The organism is Segatella copri, from assembly GCF_026015465.1.
Classification (GTDB): Bacteria; Bacteroidota; Bacteroidia; order Bacteroidales; family Bacteroidaceae; genus Prevotella; species Prevotella copri_E.
On the sequence record NZ_JAPDUQ010000002.1, the window covers coordinates 855317 to 876404 of the forward strand.

Annotated in this window: 19 protein-coding genes, 3 tRNA genes and 1 pseudogene; 10 read left to right on the plus strand and 13 right to left on the minus strand. The window is 46.9% G+C overall.

Going from position 1 to position 21088, the window contains the following annotated elements:
* Positions 1-202: 202 nt before the first annotated feature.
* The 4 genes and pseudogenes from ONT08_RS10665 (at position 203) to ONT08_RS10680 (ending at position 3344) form a co-directional block, all read left to right on the plus strand.
* The gene (locus tag ONT08_RS10665; protein WP_264959895.1) at positions 203-676 is read left to right on the plus strand and encodes a hypothetical protein; all 474 of its coding nucleotides are present in this window, start codon (positions 203-205) and stop codon (positions 674-676) included.
* A gap of 185 nt (positions 677-861) precedes the next feature.
* Positions 862-2313: pseudogene (locus ONT08_RS10670) on the plus strand (BT4734/BF3469 family protein); the annotation flags it as partial.
* Between the two features lie 68 nt (positions 2314-2381).
* Positions 2382-2987: a hypothetical protein gene (locus ONT08_RS10675; RefSeq protein WP_264959896.1), complete on the plus strand. Its 606-nt coding sequence runs from the start codon at positions 2382-2384 to the stop codon at positions 2985-2987.
* Positions 2988-3131: 144 nt separating this feature from the next.
* Positions 3132-3344: a DUF4248 domain-containing protein gene (locus ONT08_RS10680; protein ID WP_006846744.1), complete on the plus strand. Its 213-nt coding sequence runs from the start codon at positions 3132-3134 to the stop codon at positions 3342-3344.
* An 85-nt stretch (positions 3345-3429) separates the two neighbouring features.
* On the opposite strand, the gene ONT08_RS10685 is transcribed toward ONT08_RS10680, so the two are convergent.
* Positions 3430-5031 (minus strand): ATP-binding protein, encoded by a 1602-nt coding sequence (locus ONT08_RS10685; protein WP_264959897.1) that lies wholly within the window; start codon positions 5029-5031, stop codon positions 3430-3432.
* Positions 5032-5361: 330 nt separating this feature from the next.
* Between ONT08_RS10685 and ONT08_RS10690 the strand changes: the two genes are divergently transcribed.
* From ONT08_RS10690 to ONT08_RS10700, 3 genes are all read left to right on the plus strand, one after another.
* Positions 5362-5898, plus strand: a complete 537-nt coding sequence (locus ONT08_RS10690; protein ID WP_264959898.1) for a DNA-binding protein — start codon at positions 5362-5364, stop codon at positions 5896-5898.
* 286 nt (positions 5899-6184) lie between these two features.
* Positions 6185-6274 carry a smalltalk protein gene (locus ONT08_RS10695; protein ID WP_022120265.1) on the plus strand — a complete coding sequence of 30 codons (90 nt, stop codon included), beginning with the start codon at positions 6185-6187 and terminating at the stop codon, positions 6272-6274.
* Between the two features lie 16 nt (positions 6275-6290).
* Entirely contained in the window at positions 6291-6728 is a 438-nt protein-coding gene (locus tag ONT08_RS10700) for an N-acetylmuramoyl-L-alanine amidase (protein ID WP_006846748.1), read from the plus strand.
* Between the two features lie 89 nt (positions 6729-6817).
* Here ONT08_RS10700 and ONT08_RS10705 read toward each other — a convergent pair whose 3' ends face one another.
* Positions 6818-7717: a YitT family protein gene (locus ONT08_RS10705; protein ID WP_118086010.1), complete on the minus strand. Its 900-nt coding sequence runs from the start codon at positions 7715-7717 to the stop codon at positions 6818-6820.
* A 181-nt stretch (positions 7718-7898) separates the two neighbouring features.
* Here ONT08_RS10705 and ONT08_RS10710 point away from each other — a divergent pair, with 181 nt between their 5' ends.
* The gene (locus ONT08_RS10710; RefSeq protein ID WP_264959899.1) at positions 7899-8495 is read left to right on the plus strand and encodes a phosphoribosyltransferase; all 597 of its coding nucleotides are present in this window, start codon (positions 7899-7901) and stop codon (positions 8493-8495) included.
* Between the two features lie 189 nt (positions 8496-8684).
* On the opposite strand, the gene ONT08_RS10715 is transcribed toward ONT08_RS10710, so the two are convergent.
* From ONT08_RS10715 to dapA, 4 genes are all read right to left on the minus strand, one after another.
* On the minus strand, positions 8685-10004 hold the full coding sequence (locus ONT08_RS10715; RefSeq protein ID WP_264959900.1) for a YihY/virulence factor BrkB family protein: 1320 nt from the start codon (positions 10002-10004) through the stop codon (positions 8685-8687).
* A 105-nt stretch (positions 10005-10109) separates the two neighbouring features.
* Positions 10110-11513 carry a glucuronate isomerase gene (gene uxaC / locus ONT08_RS10720; RefSeq protein ID WP_117586887.1) on the minus strand — a complete coding sequence of 468 codons (1404 nt, stop codon included), beginning with the start codon at positions 11511-11513 and terminating at the stop codon, positions 10110-10112.
* 136 nt (positions 11514-11649) lie between these two features.
* A complete protein-coding gene (locus ONT08_RS10725) occupies positions 11650-12537 on the minus strand; it encodes an AraC family transcriptional regulator (RefSeq protein WP_264959901.1) in 888 nt (295 codons plus the stop codon).
* 31 nt (positions 12538-12568) lie between these two features.
* On the minus strand, positions 12569-13456 hold the full coding sequence (gene dapA / locus ONT08_RS10730; RefSeq protein WP_006846753.1) for a 4-hydroxy-tetrahydrodipicolinate synthase: 888 nt from the start codon (positions 13454-13456) through the stop codon (positions 12569-12571).
* 222 nt (positions 13457-13678) lie between these two features.
* Between dapA and truA the strand changes: the two genes are divergently transcribed.
* Together truA and ONT08_RS10740 are read left to right on the plus strand one after the other, a co-directional pair.
* Positions 13679-14422, plus strand: coding sequence for a tRNA pseudouridine(38-40) synthase TruA (gene truA / locus ONT08_RS10735; protein ID WP_181985915.1), 744 nt, complete (start codon positions 13679-13681; stop codon positions 14420-14422).
* 67 nt (positions 14423-14489) lie between these two features.
* On the plus strand, positions 14490-15407 hold the full coding sequence (locus ONT08_RS10740) for a DMT family transporter (RefSeq protein WP_117586885.1): 918 nt from the start codon (positions 14490-14492) through the stop codon (positions 15405-15407).
* A gap of 53 nt (positions 15408-15460) precedes the next feature.
* On the opposite strand, the gene ONT08_RS10745 is transcribed toward ONT08_RS10740, so the two are convergent.
* From ONT08_RS10745 to ONT08_RS10775, 7 genes are all read right to left on the minus strand, one after another.
* Positions 15461-17488, minus strand: a complete 2028-nt coding sequence (locus tag ONT08_RS10745) for a M13 family metallopeptidase (protein ID WP_264959902.1) — start codon at positions 17486-17488, stop codon at positions 15461-15463.
* Positions 17488-18924, minus strand: a complete 1437-nt coding sequence (locus ONT08_RS10750; RefSeq protein WP_264959903.1) for a sodium:solute symporter — start codon at positions 18922-18924, stop codon at positions 17488-17490. Before ONT08_RS10750 ends, ONT08_RS10745 begins: the two co-directional genes overlap by 1 nt.
* A gap of 58 nt (positions 18925-18982) precedes the next feature.
* A tRNA-Asp gene (locus ONT08_RS10755) sits at positions 18983-19056 on the minus strand.
* A gap of 41 nt (positions 19057-19097) precedes the next feature.
* A tRNA-Asp gene (locus tag ONT08_RS10760) sits at positions 19098-19171 on the minus strand.
* Between the two features lie 36 nt (positions 19172-19207).
* Positions 19208-19281, minus strand: a tRNA-Asp gene (locus ONT08_RS10765).
* Between the two features lie 99 nt (positions 19282-19380).
* Positions 19381-19890 carry a GNAT family N-acetyltransferase gene (locus tag ONT08_RS10770; protein WP_118086013.1) on the minus strand — a complete coding sequence of 170 codons (510 nt, stop codon included), beginning with the start codon at positions 19888-19890 and terminating at the stop codon, positions 19381-19383.
* A 59-nt stretch (positions 19891-19949) separates the two neighbouring features.
* Entirely contained in the window at positions 19950-21062 is a 1113-nt protein-coding gene (locus ONT08_RS10775) for a glycosyltransferase family 2 protein (RefSeq protein ID WP_264959904.1), read from the minus strand.
* Positions 21063-21088 lie beyond the last annotated feature (26 nt).

Here is a 21088-nt window from a genome sequence, read left to right on the forward strand (position 1 = left end):
ATAAGATTTAAAATATACCCTTCACCCTTCACCTCGTCACTTTTCCGATGTTTCACTTCTTCACTACTTCTTCTTCAAAATACCCCTACAAAAATGGGCGCAAAAATGCTGCGTTAAAAACTTTAACCTAGGTTATTCTTTGTAAAAAGTGAGGGCTATAGCCCTCACTTCCAATGTGCAGCTTTTTGTGTAACTTCGCAGCATGGAAAATAATAACGTAACAAAACAAGAAGTGCTGAAATTTTCAGCAGAAATGGAAGAAGAAGCCAGCGTAAAAATGTCTATCGCCAACGTATGTGGTGTAAATGCCACAGACATCAGAATAGTAATGGGTGGACGCGACACAATATCGGAAAAGATAAAAAAAAAGATGATCACTCCTGAAATCCTCTACGCAATGGATAAAGCCATTATATCCATTCTCATAAAAATGGATCTGGAGGATGCCTGCAATGGTACGACCTGGGAATATGAAGGAAACATCCAAGGAAAAACCAGATTCTGGTATTACTGCGATGAAGTGAGCAAATGGATACTGCACAAAGGTTCGGTACACTGGAACGACCTCAGCAATAGTTTGAGCAACTGGAAAAATATCCTATCCTACAATTCTGTTGCGATGAAAAAGGCGGAATTAAACCAAAAATTCAAACTCATAAAACCCAAAAAGAAATGAAAGAAAACAAACCCACAAACGAGACCGGAAAGAAACCGGAAACAGAACAGGAGAAAGAGGTCTTGCCCTCTTTTTTCCAGACTCTGAAGACCTCTACCAGCAAGCCTCTCCCCAACAGAGAGGTGCTGGAGTACAACATCATGCATTCGGCACCGGTGAAAACCAATACCGAAGGCTACAGGTCGATGACGAAGGTGGACAAGAGAACGGCAGAGGACATCAAGCACCGGCTGCCATGCATCACTCCCAGCGTGCAGCTCAAGGGAAGCTCCAAGAAGCTGACTGACTTCAGGAAGGAAACCTATTGGCTGATGCTCGATTATGACGACGTGCCCCCCAAAAACATCGCGGCACTCAGGCAGACCGCCCGGAAAATCCCCTTCACCATGATCTTCTACATCACCGTCTCGGGCAAGGGATTTCGCATCCTGCTCAAATATATGCGCCCTGAAGGATGCAATCTCACTGCCACCGAACTCCACCTGCTCGCCATCAGGAAAGCCATGAGCATGTACGATAAACTGCTGGGTATCAGCAGCGACAATCAATGCCAGGACATGGTGAGAAGCTGCGGACTGGCTTACGACCCCGAGGCTTACTTCAACTGGAATGCCGAAGTTCTCCCCATCACCCGGGAGGAGGTGGAGAACTTCGAAAAAGCCACAAAGCAACAGGAGGAACAGAACAGGAAAAGGCAGACGGAGGCGGAAAAACCCAGAAAGAAAAATCCTCGCAAACAGGAAGACGAGACACCACCCAAGACGCTCACTACCGAAGAGATTCTGCAGTATGTAGACAAACTGGCTGAGAGCTGGGAGGAGCGGTTTGAGGAGCATCATCACAACAGCTACGTAGTGAGATACGCCACATTCTGCCTCTGTTTCGGAGCCGAAAAGGAGGAGGCTGTGAAACACATGGCTGATAAGTTTGGCGGCGAATATGCCGATACCGAGCGGGTGGCACGAGAGATTTACAAGCATACCGAGCGGCTGGGAACCTGGAAGATAAGACAGCAGGGAGATGATGAGCAGAAACGCTATACCAGCATGAGAGCACTGCTGGGATGGCTGGGAGCCCGATATGAAATGCACCACAACACGCTGAGCAACCAGTATGAAGTGCGCGCCATCAACACCGGAGAGAAGCTCTATCTCGACTGGACCGAAGTGGATACCCGGGTGAGCAATTCCCTGTTCGTGAAAATGGAACTGAATAACATCTGTACCACCCAGAAAAAGCTGGATACGGTAATCAGAAGTAACTTCAGTCCCGAATTCAACCCCATGGAGGAATATCTGAAGAGTCTGCCGAAATGGGACCGAAAGACTGACTATATCGCTGAATTGGCCCATCGGGTAACCGTGATGCAGACAGGCGGTTACCGCCATACGGAGGAGGATTTTGCCTATGCCTTCAGGAAATGGCTGGTCAACATGGTGGTTTGCTGGGTGCGGCCCGATGTCACCAACCAGTCTATCATGGTTTTCGTAGGCAAGGGCGGCATCTTCAAGACCACGTTTTTCGACCATCTCCTGCCGCCCCATCTGCGCAAGTATTTCGCCAACGATTCTACGGGCGACTACAAGAACAAGGATTTCCTGCAGATGTGTGCCAGCAAGGCGATAGTGTGTCTCGATGAGTTCAGTTTCTGCGCGGCAAGAACCTGGATTCCTTCAAGAGCAACATCACGAAGCGCAACATCAGCATGCGAATCCCTTATGCCGAGTGGGACTGCATTCTGCAGAACAATGCGGGGTTCTGTGCCACGAGCAATGAGGTTCATATCATCGATGATGACGAGAACCGCCGTTTCCTCATCTGGCGCATCGAGAAGATCAAGAGTCCCATCGACTTCCCCTTCAATTACGAGGGCATCTACTCCCAGGCTGTGGCACTGGCTCAGGAGGTGATAGAGAAGCGCCGGAGGGGAGAGCCTTGCGACTGGGTTTACTGGTTTACGAAGGAGGAGAACGAGGAGATTCAGCGCCACAATCTTTATTTCCGTGTAAACAACTACATAGCCGAGCGCATCAACAAGTTCTACCGTGTTCCTGATGCCGATACACCGTCCGAGTTCTGCAAGTTTGTTACGGCGAGTGATGTGATGGAGCGCATCTGCACGAACCCCGCCTTCCGCCAGTCGATGTCAAACAAGGATATTTCGATGTTCATGGAGGCGCAGGGGTTCAAGAAGATTCACCGCAAGACGGGCAACGGCTGGAAGGTGATAGAAATGCGTCCTGACGAGATAGAGAACAACCAGAAGATGGATGGCAGCGAGAATATTCCGCCCGGGGATCTCCCATTTTAGGAAATTCTGCTTCGGAGATATTTTTTTATCTTTCGGAGATATTTCCGTATCTTTCAGAGGGATTTTCTTATGATTCGGAGAAATTTTATTCTACCAGGCAGAAGAAAGAAGCAACTGACAAAAACAGACTAAAAAGAACAAATTATGATAGAAGACAGAAGTTACGGGAAGGCGGAGCTCGCCATGCTCTACTTTCCCACCGCTACCCCCAGGGTAGCGCTCAACCGGCTGGTGAGATGGATCAACCGGTGCCCCGAGCTCAAGCAGAGCCTCTGTTCGGGCTACGCCGGCAAGTTTTCCCACTTCTACACCAGGCAACAAGTGGCAGAAATCATCGAATTTCTGGATGAGCCATAAAAAATCACCCTGGAAGGGAATGCATACAACACACTATGCATATCCCTTTCAGGGTGAGTTTATTATAGGAAAAAATACCCGTTTTTTAAACGCTTTTGCCCTTAGACTTCCAGTCGTCAATCGTCCCCGTCTTAGACGAGAAATTGCAGCCTATCAGGTAAATCGTTCTGTTGTCTGTAGCATACTCACGGGCATATCCTTTTTCCTCGATTTGTTTCAAGGCTTCAGTCGCTGACCCATCACGCTTAAATTCGAAGATATATACAAACATTGGGGTCTCAATAATGCAATCAACCCGTCCTTCACTTTGCTCCTTTTCTATTAGAACGGTAAAACTGCTTATCATGCGAATCACCAGATAGAAGGTATATTGAAAGTATCGCTCTTTTTCCCGCTCGTCATCTTTACGACGTTGGCTATAGGGTATACTGGCGAAGAAGGAAGTGAGTAGTTTCTCCAATTTGTCACAATCTCCCATCTTCATCGTATTAACAACTTCTACGACCCAAGCGTCAGGCGATTCCTTGGGCTTCAGATAGTTGGCAGCCACCATGGTTACGAAACCAGCTTTTACTTCATCGTTTGGAAAATCCAAGAGATAAGAATCGGTATCCATGTTCCAATCCTTAATGGTGAGATAACCACTCTGGTAAATCATTGGCAATGGAGCCTCTGTATCCGCCTTGTAATCTATAAAACTGCTGGTAGGATAAAATTTCCCTGTCAGTTCATTGAGGTTTTCGTCGAAGTGAGCTAATAAGCGGACCAGATAAGTAGGCGAACCTGTACGGAACCAGAAATCACTCAGGATTTTCTTACTCAGTGAGTTCAAGATACTGAAAGGATTGTAGATGTCGAGCATGCTTGGGCTGAAATGGTAACCGTCATATTTGCGCTTGAGCCGATATTTCATTTCATCCTCAGACACTTTATATCTTGCAGCCATTGCCTTGATTTGCTCATCAAAGACAGAATACAGTTCCTCTTCCGTGATGCCGCAAAGAGCCTCGTAGCGGTCGTCCATGCTGATGTCATCTGGTTGGTTGAAACCACTGAATACGCTTACTTGCGAGAACTTGGTAACACCTGTCAACAGCACGAATTTCAAATCTCTGTCAGCAGCCTTGAAGACACTGTAGAAACCTTTCATAATCTCGCGATGTCGGTCTTCCAGCAAACGTTCGTTGCCTTCAGAATCGAAGGTCTTTAACCCTGTGTCTAAAACATCCAGTAAAGGTTTGTCATATTCATCTATCAGGACAACGGCGCCCAGTCCTGTCCTTTCGTGGGCAGCTTTCAAAACAGCCATAAATCTGTCTCCCAAGGTGTTGGCCAATGGGTTTCTGCCATAATTCAGTTCTTGGGTTTCAACAAAAGTCTGCAAGGTTTTTTCCAATTCGCCAGCCTGTGTGAAATTCTTGCCGTTGAAATCTATATGAAAAACCGGATATTGCTTCCATTCTTTTTCTAACTGTTCGATGGCAAGTCCTTTAAACAATTCTTTTTTTCCTTGGAAGTAGCATTCCAAGGTAGAAATCAACAACGACTTTCCGAATCGTCTTGGACGACTCAGAAAATATATTTTCCCATTATGCACTAAATCATAGAGGAGCTTGGTCTTGTCGAGATAAACATAACCGCCATCTACAATTTCACTAAAGTTTTGTATACCTATAGGATATTTCATATTGTTGCTTTTTATTGAATTTTTGGCAAAGTTACGAAAAAAAATGGTATCTGCAAAATAATGGCGGAATAAAATGTCTTTATTTTCAGATAAAAGCAATTCTTATGCAATATATCCCTGCACTCCGCTCTACATCGTTGAAAGTTCAGTAACATAAAAAAATACCACTTTTTTCAACCTTTTTTTCCCGAATCCCTGCAAATCGCACAAATCGCATAGTTGGGGGTTCGGGAATGTTGTATCTTTGTATCGTCAATCAGAGAGGTTGATGCAGCAACGGTCTCGGCGGAGACACAGACTGCTTTTTACTAAAACTAAATTTTTAAAAGTATGATTCTCATCAAGTTAGCGAAGAACAAGAACAAGACAATCAAGGAAGCGTATGGCAAGTATTATGCGCGACCAGTAGTAACAGAAACCATCGGTATCGATGAACTCGCCGAACACATGGCGAGCCACAACACCCCGTTCTCGAAGGGTGCCATCAAGGGCCTTCTCACCGATATGGTGAGCTGTGTGAAGGAGCTCGTGCTCCAGAACAAGGCTGTGAAGATAGATAACCTCGCCATCTTCTCCATCGGCATCATCAACAAGATGGGAGCCGCCAGCATCAAGGAGTGGAGCCTCGCCAAGTTTGTAGAAGGCTACCGCCTCAGAGCCCGTGCTACCGGCAAGCTCAGCAACACCCAGCTCTCTCTCGATGCTAACGCCAAGAACGCCATGGATCTCCTCAACTCAAGCGAGAGCACTGCAGGCGATACCACCACTGGCGATACCACACAGGGCGGCGGAACCACTGAGGGCGGCGGTACATCACAAGGCGGCAGCACCGACGGTACAGGCGACAACGGAGACGGCCTGGAGTAGTAATCCGTCTCTCAAATATGCGAAACGACAGAAGAAGGAAGGAGTGAACTGACCGGCGACAGGGATATTCCGAAGGCACAAAGCGGCTGGTTTTCATCCTGACGATTACGGATAAACAGCAAATCATAATGACCCAAGAACCTGCCTTTTACGGGTATCCGGGCTGGCAGTTCCTCCCCCGCCCTTCTTCTTCCAGAAACGCTTACTGAAACTAAATTTCAACCACTAAAACAAGCATGTGACTATCATTATCCACCTAGTATTAATCATTAAAAAACAAAGCAAAATGAAAAAAGTAAATTGGAAAACCATCATCAACTTCCTCATCACAGTATTAACAGCTGTAGCCAGCTCATTCTGTGTACAGAACTGCTAAAAGAAGGGAGGTTGCCATGACACAGAAACATCGTAGCATTTCACTCATCGTGATCCACTGTTCTGCCACGAGAGTGACTCAGGATTTCACATTCGAGCAGTTGGAGGCCTGCCATCTTGCCCGCGGTTTCAAGAGTATCGGCTATCATTATTACATCACGAAGGATGGTGTGGTATATCCGGGTCGTCCGGAATCGGAAGTCGGAGCCCATGCCCGTCATTACAATGCCCACAGCATCGGCATCTGTTATGAGGGAGGTCTCGACAAGAACGGCAAGCCTGCCGATACGCGCACTCCAGCCCAGAATCAGGCTCTGTATTCGCTTCTGGAGAGCCTCTGCCTCTCCTATCCTGATGCAGAGATACTGGGCCACCGCGATTTGCCAAACGTTCACAAAGACTGTCCGTCGTTTGATGTCAAGCGATGGCTGAAGTTGGTAGATTTCCATATCTAGCCGAAGCCAGAGAATATAGATGTCTATACTTAGAAAATTACTAAAAAAGGGTGTGTCATGCAGTTATGACACACCCTTTTTCTGTTTATCTATTTCTTCTTCTGCAAACCTATCTTCTTGCCTACCTTGAAACGGTCGAAACCTTCGCCATAAACACCGATGACGGCACTCTGGCTGACAAAAGCGGTAGGATCTATCTCGTCGATAAGACGGAATATCTTTTGAGACTCACGCTGACGCGCCAATACAAACAGCATGTGGACATCCTTGCCACTGTAACAGCCATGACCATCCATCACCGTACAACCTCGGTCGGCAGCGGTATTGATGGCTGCACTGAGCTCCAGATATTTGTCGCTGATGATGAAGAACTGAACCGAACGGCGCAACGCATTCACCACATGATCTACACAGAGCGACTGCACAAAGAGGCAGACATAACCGTAAATCACCATCTCCCAATCGCGCAATACCAGATAAGAACTGGTGATGATACACAGGTCGCAAATCATGATGGCATGACCCAGGGAAATGTTCCAATACTTGTTGATCATCGCCGCTACGGTATCAGAACCACCCGTAGAACCATTGCAGGAAAGCCCCAGACCGGCACTGCTGCCCATGAAGAACGCACCGATGACCGTTGCCATGAACGGCTGGTCGTGAAGCAGCGGCGTCATGCCTACCGTATGCGTCTCAATCAGACGGGTGGTAAAGGCAAAGATACCAACACCATAGATGGTCTTCAGGCAGAACTTATAGCCCAGAATGCGGAATGCGATGAGAAGCAGGAACACATTGAGCGCCAGATAAGACACAGATGCCGGGATGCCAAATCCCCAGCAAAGGATAGAAGCGATACCTCCTACACCACCCATCGTGATATGATTGGGAAGCAGGAAGATGTTCAAACCGATACTACCTTCTATCATCGCCAGGGCAATGATAACGTAGTCGCGGATTTCATGAAGTTTTGTTTTTCTCGTCATATAAATATACGTATTTCTTAAAATGCGGTGCAAAGGTACTAAAAAATAAGTAAAAAAAGGGCAGCTACGTGAAATATTACTTAAAAAACAAATCTTTTTTATGAAACCGGCACCTTAATTCGAAAAGATTTCCTATTTTTGCAGAAACTATGCATTATTAATAATCAAAAATTTCTAGTCTATGGCTAATTACGAAAATGAAATCAACTCGTGGCCAGTCCTGAAAAACGGACTGCACTACAAATGGCTTGTCGACTACGCTGCATTCAGCGCCTTCGGTACTTTTGAACTCACAGCAGAGGAATGGGAAAAACGCGACCTTATCGTCAACTTTAAAGGTAACTCTGAGCTCACTACGGAGATGGACCATCAGGAAGCCCTGAAGAAGGCTATCGGAATGGTATCAGACAAGCTGAAGAGGCTTTTGGGCGAAGAGGCAGCACAGTTTACCCTGGTCTGCATTCCTGCAGCTCTTGAGGCGCATACCAAGCGCCGTTTCAAGGAGTTCAGCGAGGAGGTATGCAAGGCTACGGGCATGACCAACGCCTACCCTGCCTTCAGCTACACGCATGATGTAGATGAAGATGGCGATCCTGTAGATGAACTCCATATCGACGAGGCTTTCTTCCAGGGCAAAAAGATTATTCTCTTTGACGACATCATCGCATCCGGCAATTCGGTAGCCAAGTTTGCCGACCAGCTGGAAGGATATGGTGCCAAGGTTGAACTGGCGTTAGCACTGGGAAAAAAGATTTCTGACGGATATGACCAGAAATAAGATATTTTACTTTCGCATATCAGGAAGTTAAAGGAGTTAAAGGAGTTATCGCTCCCTACGGTCGCTGAGGAGTTAAGACAATAGTCTTTTTGGCGTAGTTTTTCAAGCAGCAAGACATACGTCTTAACTCCTTAACTCCTTTAACTCCTTTAACTCCTTTAACTTCTGAACTTGCGAAACTACCTTTTTTCAACAGAAAGCGATTTGCTTTCCCTTTTCTATGAACTCTGCATTCACGATGTCGATATCCTTCCACATCGCCATATCCGACTCTAATGCAGCCAGGCTTGAGATATCCTCGCCATAACCGAAGAGGCGCTCTATCATCACACCATAGGTAAGATGCTCTATCTTCTCTATCGGATGAAGAACCACCGATTCCTCAAAACTGCTTTTCTTACCATTTCGGATTTCTACCAGCAAACGGGCACGTAACAGTTCCTTAACCGACTGGTTGACAATCTGTTGAGGTACCTTCGTTAAATCATGAATTTCTTTCGGAGTATACGCCTGTTCGCCCTGATTAAACCGACGACATACCAGATGCATCACTACCCCACAAACCTTGATGCGCTGCACCAGTTTCAAGTGATCGTACTGCAAATCACCATCATAATAATGAATGTTCTGGTTGGTATGGCAAAGCAAGGCGCCAAACACTACGATAGCCCACGAAATCTGAAGCCATAACAGGAAAAGCGGAATGGCTGCCAGCGAACCATAGATGACATTGTAGCTGGACAGAAAAACCTGCAGATAGATATATCCATACTGAAGTGCCGTCATGCAGACACCCGCCAGGAACGATGGAACCAGGGTACTGCGAACCCGGATATAGGTATTCGGGATGACATAATAACAGAACACGAAGAACAGGAACATCGGAACAAAAGCCGCCAGATGAAGGATGAACGAAGGAATGGTATCCCCGATATCTGCTATCCTGTCTACATTATCCACCATATTCACCGTCCATACATTGATGCTCGAAGCAAAGAGTATCAGCAGTCCCAGCCCAAACAGAATGGTAGGATATTCGGTAACAATCTGCCTCCACGAACGCTCGCCCGTATGCCAGATATCATCGAAGGTAAGCTCTATCTTCTGCATCAACGAAACGATGGTATAGAGAAACATCACGATACCCGTACCGATGATATAGTTGCTCTGCGTATTCTCAATATAATTGTGAACGAAGTTAACAATGGTCTGCGCTACAACGGGCTGTGCCTCGAAGGTGGTAGAGAGCCAGGATTCGAGCAGAGAGGCATAGCCGAAACCACGGGCTATGACAAACATCATTGCCATGAAAGGTATCATAGCCATGAAGGAGGCAAAAGTCAAGGCAGCCACATCCCTGGCCCACATATCCTTGAGATAGAAGATGCGACCGGCAAGCATACCCATCTTGATCCAAGACTTGAGTCTGCCCCGAAAGTCTTTGATATTAGAAGAATTGAACTCTCTGATATCTTCGTAAAAACCTAGTATTCTGTCTATTACCCCCATAAGTTTAAAGTATTGGTTTCACGATAAAACATCAAATCCCTCCACAACACCACCGGGATGCCGTGAAGGGATTTGTCTTAGTATAAATTGCTTCTGTTCTATGGATTAATAGAACTTGAAGTAGTTGCGAGCATTGTTGTAAGAGATATCCTCTACCATACGAGAGAGGCTCTCCATGTCGTTAGGAAGCAAGCCCTTCTCTACATCATTGCCGAGGAGGTTGCAGAGCAAACGACGGAAGTACTCGTGACGTGGGTAGCTGAGGAATGAACGAGAGTCGGTCAGCATACCTACGAAACGGCTCAGGAGACCCAATACAGAGAGTGCGTTCATCTGGCGGGTCATACCATCGAGCTGATCGTTGAACCACCAGCCAGAACCAAACTGAATCTTACCTGGGCAAGAACCATCCTGGAAGTTACCGAGCATGGTAGCGATTACCTCGTTGGCACATGGGTTCAATGTATAGAGGATAGTACGTGTGAGCTTACCCTCCATGTTGAGCTCATTAAGGAAGCTGCTCATAGCCTTGGCTGTAGTGAACTCACCGATAGAATCGAAACCGGTATCAGCACCGAGCTTGTTGTACATCAGTGTATTGTTGTCGCGGATAGCACCATAGTGGTACTGCTGTGTCCAGTCGGCAGCGTGATCCATCTCAGCGCAAACCTTGAGGAATGCATGCTTGTACTGACGGATTTCGAGAGCAGAAAGCTGCTGACCACGCATAGCCTTGGCGAAGATAGTCTCAATCTGAGAATCTGTGTATGGCTCATCGTAGAACTCCTCGATACCGTGGTCGCTCAACTTACAGCCGTTCTCAGTAAAGAAGTCGTGACGCTTCTGCAAAGCATCAACCATATCCTGGAATGTAACGAGGTTAACACCTGCTACCTCACCAAGCTTGTTCATATAGTCAGCGAAATCTGGCTTCTCGATGTTCATAGCCTTGTCAGGACGCCAAGCAGGAATCATCTTGATTTCGAAACCGCTCTCACGTGTCTGCTTGTGGTAACGAAGGTCATCGATTGGGTCATCTGTAGTACAAACGCACTCTACATTATAATGACGCATCAAGCCACGAGCGCTGAATTCAGGCAACTGCAACTTCTCGTTACATTCATCGTAGATTTCACGAGCTGTCTTAGGGCTGAGCTGCTTGTCGATACCGAAAGCAGTCTTGAGCTCCAGATGAGTCCAGTGATAGAGAGGGTTACGGAATGTATAAGGCACTGTTTCAGCCCACTTCTCGAACTTCTCCCAGTCGCTGGTATCAGTACCTGTGCAGAAGCGCTCATCTACACCGTTGGTACGCATAGCACGCCACTTGTAGTGGTCGCCGCCGAGCCAAAGTTCTGTAATACTCTTAAACTTGTGATCATTGGCTACCATCTCAGGGATGAGGTGGCAGTGATAATCGATAATTGGCATTTTAGCCGCATGATTGTGGAAAAGATCCTGTGCAGTCTTAGTGTCGAGCAGGAAGTTTTCATCCATAAATTGCTTCATAATTCGTTATCGTAGTTTTTAAATGTTTATTTATACATTTCAAATTGTAGCGCAAAGATACAACAAATATCGGAAAAAAGAATCGTTTAAGCGAAATATTTTTGATAATTTCACTTAAACGATTACGTTGGCTGTATTATACAATGATTCTTGTCTTATGATAGCTTTCACGGAACTCGCTTGGCGAGCATCCTTTCTTTTTCTTGAAGATGCGGTTGAAGTTGCTGAGATTGTTGAATCCGCAATCAAAACCTATCTCACTGATACTCTTGGCGGTATCTACCAGCATGCGGGCAGCATAACCCAGACGCAGGTCGATGATATACTCAGAGATATTTCTGCCGGTATGGAGCTTGAAGAAGCGGCTGAACGCACTGCTGCTCATGCCTGCCAGCGAGGCAAGCTCCGGCAGACGGAGTTCATCCATATAGTTCTTGGAGATGAAATTCTTCACCTTCAGGATGCGCCGGCTATCGTCTTCTACCGTTACCTTGGCATAACTGCTGGAAGCCAGGGTGCGGGCATTTTCGCAGCGTGACAGTTCGTAGAGAATGGTCAGGAACTGCTGTACGGCATAGAAACCGTCTTTTACGGAACTTAAAGTATCGAGCATTCCGTATACCTTCATGATTGCCTTCAACGGGAATGAGAGTCCCTTCTTCGCTTCCTGCATCATACGGGTAATGCTGGCGTAGGGATTTCTTCCGAAGAGCGTTTCATCACTCATGGAGAAATCAAACTGGATGGTAATCTCACGGATGTCATCGCTGTGGCATTCGTTCTGCTCCCATACATGCTCCAGATCGGGCGAAGTGATGAGACAGAGATCATAATCGCCTATCACCTCCTGCGAATCTCCAACGATTCTTCTTACTCCCTTTGCATTCTCAACAAAGTTCAACTCGTACACCGAATGGTTATGGATAGGATAAGTAAACTCCTTCTTATGCCTGTCTGCAATATAGAGCACATCCTTACCCATCAGCGGTGTTATCTCGTGTATGATTCTTCTATCATCTACCATGGTACTAAATGATTAATAACTAATCACTATTTTAGATATTCAACGTCTTCAGAATGTCGCTCATCTTCTGCTTGGTTGCAATACGGGTAGGAACCAGAGGCAGACGGAGCTCGTTCTCGATGAAGCCCATATCATTGAGGAGCGCCTTTACGCCGGCAGGGTTACCGTCAACGAAGAGCAGACTGTAGAGCTCGGTAAAAGAATGATGAATCTTACGGGCTGGCTCATATTCGCCACGGAACTCGAGACGGATCATACGGCTGAAAGCCTTAGGCAGGGCATTGCCGATAACAGAAATAACGCCGGCAGCACCACTGGCAATCATTGAGAAGGTAAGCGCATCATCGCCGCTGATAACATCAAAATTATCAGGCTTGTTCTTGATAATCTCATCTACCTGCTCCAGGCTGCCACTAGCCTCCTTCACGGCTACCACATTAGGGAAGTCGCGGGCGATACGGCAGGTTGTTTCAGGCTTCATGTTGATACCGGTTCTGCCAGGAACATTGTAGAGCACGATAGGCAGCGGACTAGCCTGGGCGATGGCCTTGAAGTGCTGATAGAGACCTTCCTGAGAAGGTTTGTTGTAGTAAGGACAGATACTGAGGATGCCATCGATGCCACTCCAGTCGGTGTTCTTGATTTCTTCAACGACAGCAGCAGTATTATTACCGCCACAATATTTCAATATCTTGATGCGACCCTTGTTCACGTCTTTCACCAATTCTGTGATCTTATCTTTCTCTTCCTGTGTAAGACATGGAGCCTCACCAGTTGTGGCAAGGATGCAAAGGAAGTCTGCACCATTGTCAATTTGAAACTCTACCAATCGCTTGAGCGACTGATAATCAACCGAGCCATCGGTGTTGAAAGGAGTAATAAGGGCAACACCTAAACCCTTAAATATGTTCTGTGCCATAATCTATAATATCAAAAACGTTGGCAAAAGTACACAATTATTGTCAATTTGCAAAATAAAAATGAACTTTTCTTTCAAGATTGTACCATTTTTGAAAAAAATCTGTATTATTATACCATATTTCACGTTTTTTTAGTAACTTTGCACCCGAATTAAGCAAAGAACGTAGAACAAATCAAAGCTCAAAGTTCATAGCAAAAAACAAAAAAATCAAAGATTATCATGAGATATTTCATATTCTTCGGTTACGACGGCACCAACTACCACGGTTGGCAGATTCAACCCAATGCCAATTCAGTGCAGCAGGAGTTGCAGCGCGCCCTCTCCATACTTCTGAGAAAGGAAATGGAGGTGGTGGGAGCAGGAAGGACCGATACCGGCGTACATGCCCGACACATGGCAGCCCACTTCGATACCGACAGGATTCCGATGGAACCCGACCAGCTGGTATACCGTCTGAACCGCATCCTGCCCCGCGACATCGCCGTATACGAAGTAAGGGAGGTAGCCCCAGAGATGCATGCACGTTTCTCTGCCATCTCGCGCACATACCATTATTATATACATACGCAGAAAGATCCGTTTGAGCGCCATTATTCACTGCAGATAAACTATCCCCTGAATTTCGAGAAGATGAACGAGGCGGCTCAGCATTTTCTGCATCACGAAGACTATGCAGCGTTCTGCAAGGCGGGTGGCGACAACAAGACTACCATCTGCCACGTAACAGCCGCCCGATGGATACAGATCTCTCCTACCACCTGGTATTTCGAGATTACCGCCAACCGTTTCCTGAGAAACATGGTGAGAGCCGTAGTGGGAACGCTCATCGATGTAGGCAGAGAAAAGATTACGATGGAACAGTTTCTCGATATCCTGCACAACGGAAGCCGCAGCGATGCAGGCGAAAGCATGCCGGGTAACGCATTGTTCCTGGAAGAGGTAGGGTATGATTTCAAAGATTAAATGATTAGAAACACAAGGGCGCGAGCCTCATTCAACATTCAACATTCAACATTTAACATTCATAAAAATGTGGTTAGTATTAGCATTTCTCTCAGCAGCGCTGCTGGGATTTTATGATGCCTTCAAGAAGAAGGCGCTTTCAGGTAACGCAGTGATTCCCGTGCTCTTTCTGAACACGCTCTTCTCATCGCTCATCTTCCTGCCGTTCATCGTGATGAGCTATACAGGAAATTCGCTGGATGGAACGATGTTTCATGTAGCAGAAGGCGGATGGGAAGTTCACAAGTACATCGTGCTCAAGAGTTTCATCGTATTGAGCAGCTGGATTTTCGGTTATTTCGGCATGAAGCACCTGCCGCTCACCATCGTGGGACCTATCAACGCCACCCGACCGGTAATGACACTCGTAGGCGCCCTGCTGGTTTATGGCGAGGTTCTGAATCTGTATCAGTGGATTGGTGTCATACTTGCCATCATCTCCTTTGCCATGCTTTCGCGCAGCGGCAAGAAAGAGGGTATCGACTTCAAGCACAACAAATGGATTTACTTCATCGTGCTGGCTGCCGTGCTCGGTGCAATAAGCGGTCTCTACGACAAGTATCTGATGGCTCCACCAGAGAATGGTGGTGTAGGATTAGACAGAATGATTGTGCAGAGCTGGTACAACATCTACCAGTGTTTCCTCATGGGAGCCATGCTGCTGATGATATGGTGGCCTACCAAGAAGAATTCTACCCCATTCCACTGGCACTGGAGCATCATCTTCATCAGTATCTTCCTTTCGGCAGCCGACTTCGTTTATTTCTACGCTCTGAGTCTGCCTGGCGCCATGATCAGTATCGTGAGCATGATTCGCCGCGGTTCGGTCATCGTCAGCTTCCTCTTCGGTGCAGCCATCTTCCACGAGAAGAATCTCAAGGCGAAGTTCGTAGATCTGCTCCTGGTATTACTCGGAATGCTCTTCCTCTACTTCGGAACGAAGTAATGATTATAAAAAAGTCTTGCAAGCCAATGTGCCTGCAAGACTTTTTTATGTTTTTACCAGATATGTGCACGCTTGTTCTTAGGAACAAAGAGCTTGTCGCCCTTCTTGATGTTGAATGCCTTATACCATGAATCCACCATTGGGAGGGCACCGTTCACACGAGCCTCGTTTGGAGAGTGAACATCCACGGTCATCAGATACTGCAGGTACTCAGGACGGGCATTGCCTGCCCATACACGTGCCCATGCCAGGAAGAAGCGCTGTTCTGGAGTAAATCCATCCTTCACACCCAACTTCTCTGTCTTCATCACATTCTGAAGTGCACGGAAAGCGATGTTCAAACCACCATTGTCACCGATGTTCTCACCCAGGGTCATCTGGCCGTTTACCTTCTTGCCAGCCAACTCAATCTTGTTGAAATGGTCAACCAGGATCTTGGTGCGAGACTCGAAGTTCTTCTTGTCAGCAGCAGTCCACCAGTTGTGCTGATTACCGGTCTTGTCAAACTGGCTGCCCTGATCGTCAAAGCCATGACTCATCTCATGACCGATTACACCACCGATACCACCATAGTTCATCGCATCATCGGCTGTCGGGTCGAAGAATGGAGGCTGGAGAATAGCTGCAGGGAAGCAGATCTCGTTGGTAGTTGGGTTATAATAAGCATTGATAGTCTGAGGAGTCATTCCCCACTCTGTCTTATCTACCGGCTTGTTCACCTTGCGGGCGATGGCATCCTTGGTAAAGAACTCAGAGATATTTGCCATATTCTCGTAGAGAGAGAGGCTGTCATCTACCTGCAATCCGCTATAGTCCTTCCACTTGTCAGGATAACCTATCTTGATGATGAAGTTCTCCAGCTTATCCTTAGCCTGTGCCTTGGTAGCAGCACTCATCCAGGTAGCCTCATCAATGCGCTGTGAAAGCGCAGTCTGGAGATTGTGAACCAAGTCGAGCATACGCTTCTTGCTGCTCTCCGGGAAGTACTTCTCTACGTAAATCTTTCCGATAGCCTCGCCCAACACACCGCTCACGGTACTTACGGCACGCTTCCAGCGAGGACGATCCTGCTGAACACCGCTCATTACCTTGCTCAACTCAAAGGATACGGCACGGAAATCATCGCTCAATACGCTGGTTGCACCAGAAATCACCTTAATCTCTGCGTATGTCTTCAGATCATCCAGAGAGGTCTCTGCGAGAATCTTCTCAACCTCGTGGATTGGTTCAGGCTGACCCACGCAAATTTCCTTGAAAGCAGGGAAACCGGATGCCAGGAACACATTGCCCCAGTCGATGCCAGGATAATCGAGCACGAGCTGGTTGTAGGTCATCTTGTGATAGTTCTTGTCGATGTCGCGGAGCTGTACCTGACTATAGCTTGCCTTAGCGATGCGGGTCTCGATAGCCATCACAGCCTCCATCTTCTTCTGGGCGGTAGCCTCGTCATTGCCTACCATCTGGAAGAGCTTCTTCATATAAGCCTTGTATGCATCACGAATCTTCTTGGTCTGCTCGTCATCGTTTACATAGTAATCGCGTACACCAAGACCAAGACCACTCTGTCCTACCTCAACGAGGTTGTTGGCAGCATCACGAAGGTCGGCGCCCACACCGATGCCATACATCATGGTACCCTCGCCACGGAAATCGAGCTGAGCGGTAACGAGCTGATACTCTCTGCGGTCCTTGATGGCTGCAATGCGGTCGAGAGTTGGCTTGATAGGTGCCCATCCCTCCTTGTTCAGGCGAACGCTGTCCATACGGAGGTTGTAGAGCGAACCGATCTTCTGTCCGAGTGACCCCTTCTGCTGTGGCTTGGAAGCATATTCAAGGATGATGTCCTGGATGCGCTTCTGGTTCTGCTCAAAGAGATCGGTGAAAGCACCATTGTCGGTATGCTCGGCATCGAGTGGATGATTCTTCATCCAGTTGCCTGCGGCATAGCGATAGAAATCATTACCCGGCTTGATGGTCAAGTCCATGTTGGTCTTTTCAATACCGGAGCCCAACTTCTCCTGCTGGGCAAAAGCTGTTGTTGCACTGAGCAACAATGCTGCAAATAATACTTTTGTTCTCATTATTGTTTGTATTTAACTGTTTCTTTTTTTATAAGGGCGAGACCTGCAAATGTCAGGGCGCCATTCAGCATCAGAAGCTCATAGCCGAACTTATAGCCCACATACTGCGAGGTAAGGGTATCGATGGCGAAGCAGATGAGCGGACTGGCGATGCAGACCCATGGCGACCAGCGGTCGTTTACCTGACGCTTGGTGAGCAGACTGAAGGCAAACAAACCCAACAGCGGACCGTAAGTATAAGAGCAGAGGATGTAGATGGCATCTATCACGCTCGTAGAATTAATCGCCTTGAAAGCAATGATGAAGAGCATGAAGACGAAAGCCACCAGCAGGTGCATACGCTTGCGAAGCTTCATATCCTCTTTCCTGCCCAATATATCCACACAAAGACTCGTAGTAATGGCGGTCAATGCTGAATCGGCACTGGAGAAACTTGCCGCCACAATGCCAATGGTAAACAAGACCACCACCAGGTTTCCCATCGTCCCCGAAGCCGCAAACATCGGCAACAGATCATCAGGAGCATCAGGCAAAGCCACTCCCTGTTTCTGAGCCAGCATTACCAGCAACACCCCCAGACTCAGGAAAAGCAGATTGGCAGGCACAAAGGCAAAACCATAGCTGCAAACATCCTTCTGGGCCTCACGGAGCGACTTGCAGGTAAGATTCTTCTGCATCATGTCCTGATCAAGACCGGTCATCACAATCACTACAAAGACACCGCTGAGGAACTGTTTCCAGAAATTCTGTTTCGACATCCAGTCATCAAAGACAAAAATACGGGAATGACTGTCGTGAGCAATCGCAGTGATCGCTTCGGAAGGAGTCATGCCCAACGCCGACATCACCTGAAAGATAATGAGGACGAGCGCCGCAAACATACAGAGCGTCTGAAAGGTATCCGTCCACACCAGCGTCTTGATGCCACCCTTGCGCGTATAAAGCCAGATAAGCAGTACCATGACAGGAACCGTGACCCAGAACGGAACACCAATCCCATCGAGCACGAAACGCTGCAAGAGGATACAGACGACAAAGAAACGGACCGCCGCACCCGTCATCTTGGACAAGAGGAAGAACGAAGCTCCAGTCTTATACGAACGTTCCCCCAACCGCTGCTGCAGATAACCGTAAATCGTAGTGAGATTATAGCGGTAATAGATAGGAAGCAAAAGAAAGGCAACCAGGAAATAACCCAGGATGAAACCGATGCACATCTGAAGGTAGGTCATATCCGTTCTCATCACCATGCCCGGCACACTGACAAAAGTGATGCCCGAAATAGACGCTCCCACCATACCGAAAGCAACCATATACCAAGGCGACCGGCGGTTGGCACGATAGAAAGTTTCATTACTTGCCATTTTACGGGCAGTAAGATGACTGAAGAGCAGCAGCACACAGAAGTATGCCAGAACTGTGATAACGATAGCCATATTCTCTTAGATTTATATAAAAACAAAAAACCTCCGAGATCACTCTCGAAGGTTTCTGCGGTGCGTACGAGACTCGAACTCGTGACCTCCTGCGTGACAGGCAGGCATTCTAACCAACTGAACTAACGCACCATTATTATTATGGAGGAGTCGAAATGTTCAAATGAAATTAGCGGTGCGTACGAGACTCGAACTCGTGACCTCCTGCGTGACAGGCAGGCATTCTAACCAACTGAACTAACGCACCAAACATTTTTTGGCAATCCAGCAAGATGATTTTGAGCGGTGCGTACGAGACTCGAACTCGTGACCTCCTGCGTGACAGGCAGGCATTCTAACCAACTGAACTAACGCACCAATCATGAAATCAAATTGAATGGCTTAGCGCTCATTTTTCATTTGCGAGTGCAAAGGTACTACTTTTTTTTGGTTCTACCAAATTTTTATGCAACTTTTTTACAGAAAATATTGAAAAAACATCGCATCCTCATAACCAACTTGGCTACAAAGCCATTGTTTCAGGACATTATTCCCCTCAAATCCAACAGATTGCAGCATTTTAGCCGCCTTTTGGTTTCTGATACCTATAATAGCATAAATCTGCTGAAGATGAAGTATTTTCCGAGCATATTGCAACAAACGGCCAACTGAGGCCTTCGCATAACCCTTCCCCTGAAACTCCTTTTTGATGACAATTCCGAGTTCGGCACGGCGATGACGGGGATCAAAATCTGTAAGATCCAGGATGCCCACCTGCTCATTCTGCTCATTCTCTACTATCAGGCGCACCTGATTGTCTATATAAATATCTGCCGAAGCATTGGTTATATAGTCGAGCAGCACCCGGCGCGAATATGGAACATTGGAAACACCCAGTTCCCAAAGCCGATCATCATTCTCTATCTGGTAGAGAAAATCAAGATCTTCCAACTCTAAAGCACGTAATCGAATATTCGGTTCTTTCATAAACTACACTTATTAATAATGTACGCGCGTACCTTTATAATATAGAAATAAATCTATCCTTATAAATAACCAAATTCATCCTTATCCATCACCTCCCTATCCGTAATCACCTTACCGATGTCCTTCGTATAGGTAGCCAGTTTGATATTCTCGTCAGACCGCTGCGCAAGCTGATGCAGAATCTCTTCATAGCTCATCTCGTCAGCATCAAACAACACCTGGTTTGACAGGTCGACATGAGAAGGAGAAAAGAATCCCAGACTCTTTCTGATTCTCGTAGTCATCATCTGCATAAAGGCTACAGAGGCACGGGCATAGATGGCAAATTTGATAGGAATGCTCAAGAGATGCGACATACCCGAATAATGTTTACGGAAGAAGATAAGCATCGCCTCGTAAAACACATGAACATAGCGGAAGCTCGACTTCTTAGTACTTTCACCTTTGTAATGCAGGATATCTACAGGCAGATAATAGTTCTGATAACCACCCTTCAAGATACGGTAAGAAAGATCAATATCCTCGCCATACATGAAGAAATCCTCATCCAGCACCCCCACCTTCAGCAAGGCTTCACGACGAATCATACAGAAAGCACCGCTCACAACCTCTATCTTTGCCGGCTTATCCCATGGAAGATAACCCATGTAATAATGACCGAAACTGCGATGCTGAGGAAACCGGCTGCACAACCCCATCATCTTATAGAAAGCCACCATCGGAGAAGGCAATCCTCTCCTACTCTCAGGAGCTGGTTTGCCATTGGCTCCCAACATCCTTACACCCAGAGCACCGGCATCAGGATGAGAACGTATAAAACAGACAGCATCCTTAAGAACGTGCTCACCGATAATGGTATCCGGATTCAGCAAAAGAACCAGATCACTCTCGCTCTTGCGGATAGCAAGATTGTTGGCACGGGCAAATCCGTTATTATGCGTACAGGCTACAACATGGAGATTAGGATATCGGGAAGCCGGGAAACACTGTTCGAGATATTCCACCGTTCCATCCTGAGAATGATTATCAACCACGATAATCTCTGCCGTATCGCCACTTGCATCGCCCTGCTGTCCACACTCCAACACGCCGATAGCTTTCTCTACCGAACGCAGACACTGGGCAAGATAGTACTTCACATTATAGCTTACTATGATAACACTGAGTTTCATATCGAATATCAAATATTAGATACTGA

Coding starts and splice junctions, on each gene's coding strand:
- dapA (WP_006846753.1), bottom strand. CDS start 13,456: ATGGCACAGAACATATTTAAGGGTTTAGGTGTTGCCCTTATTACTCCT.
- ONT08_RS10680 (WP_006846744.1), top strand. CDS start 3,132: ATGATAGAAGACAGAAGTTACGGGAAGGCGGAGCTCGCCATGCTCTAC.
- ONT08_RS10695 (WP_022120265.1), top strand. CDS start 6,185: ATGAAAAAAGTAAATTGGAAAACCATCATCAACTTCCTCATCACAGTA.
- ONT08_RS10675 (WP_264959896.1), top strand. CDS start 2,382: ATGCGAATCCCTTATGCCGAGTGGGACTGCATTCTGCAGAACAATGCG.
- ONT08_RS10750 (WP_264959903.1), bottom strand. CDS start 18,924: ATGGCTATCGTTATCACAGTTCTGGCATACTTCTGTGTGCTGCTGCTC.
- ONT08_RS10705 (WP_118086010.1), bottom strand. CDS start 7,717: ATGACGAGAAAAACAAAACTTCATGAAATCCGCGACTACGTTATCATT.
- ONT08_RS10725 (WP_264959901.1), bottom strand. CDS start 12,537: ATGGTAGATGATAGAAGAATCATACACGAGATAACACCGCTGATGGGT.
- ONT08_RS10775 (WP_264959904.1), bottom strand. CDS start 21,062: ATGAAACTCAGTGTTATCATAGTAAGCTATAATGTGAAGTACTATCTT.
- ONT08_RS10690 (WP_264959898.1), top strand. CDS start 5,362: ATGATTCTCATCAAGTTAGCGAAGAACAAGAACAAGACAATCAAGGAA.
- ONT08_RS10770 (WP_118086013.1), bottom strand. CDS start 19,890: ATGAAAGAACCGAATATTCGATTACGTGCTTTAGAGTTGGAAGATCTT.
- uxaC (WP_117586887.1), bottom strand. CDS start 11,513: ATGAAGCAATTTATGGATGAAAACTTCCTGCTCGACACTAAGACTGCA.
- ONT08_RS10710 (WP_264959899.1), top strand. CDS start 7,899: ATGGCTAATTACGAAAATGAAATCAACTCGTGGCCAGTCCTGAAAAAC.
- ONT08_RS10740 (WP_117586885.1), top strand. CDS start 14,490: ATGTGGTTAGTATTAGCATTTCTCTCAGCAGCGCTGCTGGGATTTTAT.
- ONT08_RS10715 (WP_264959900.1), bottom strand. CDS start 10,004: ATGGGGGTAATAGACAGAATACTAGGTTTTTACGAAGATATCAGAGAG.
- truA (WP_181985915.1), top strand. CDS start 13,679: ATGAGATATTTCATATTCTTCGGTTACGACGGCACCAACTACCACGGT.
- ONT08_RS10665 (WP_264959895.1), top strand. CDS start 203: ATGGAAAATAATAACGTAACAAAACAAGAAGTGCTGAAATTTTCAGCA.
- ONT08_RS10745 (WP_264959902.1), bottom strand. CDS start 17,488: ATGAGAACAAAAGTATTATTTGCAGCATTGTTGCTCAGTGCAACAACA.
- ONT08_RS10700 (WP_006846748.1), top strand. CDS start 6,291: ATGACACAGAAACATCGTAGCATTTCACTCATCGTGATCCACTGTTCT.
- ONT08_RS10685 (WP_264959897.1), bottom strand. CDS start 5,031: ATGAAATATCCTATAGGTATACAAAACTTTAGTGAAATTGTAGATGGC.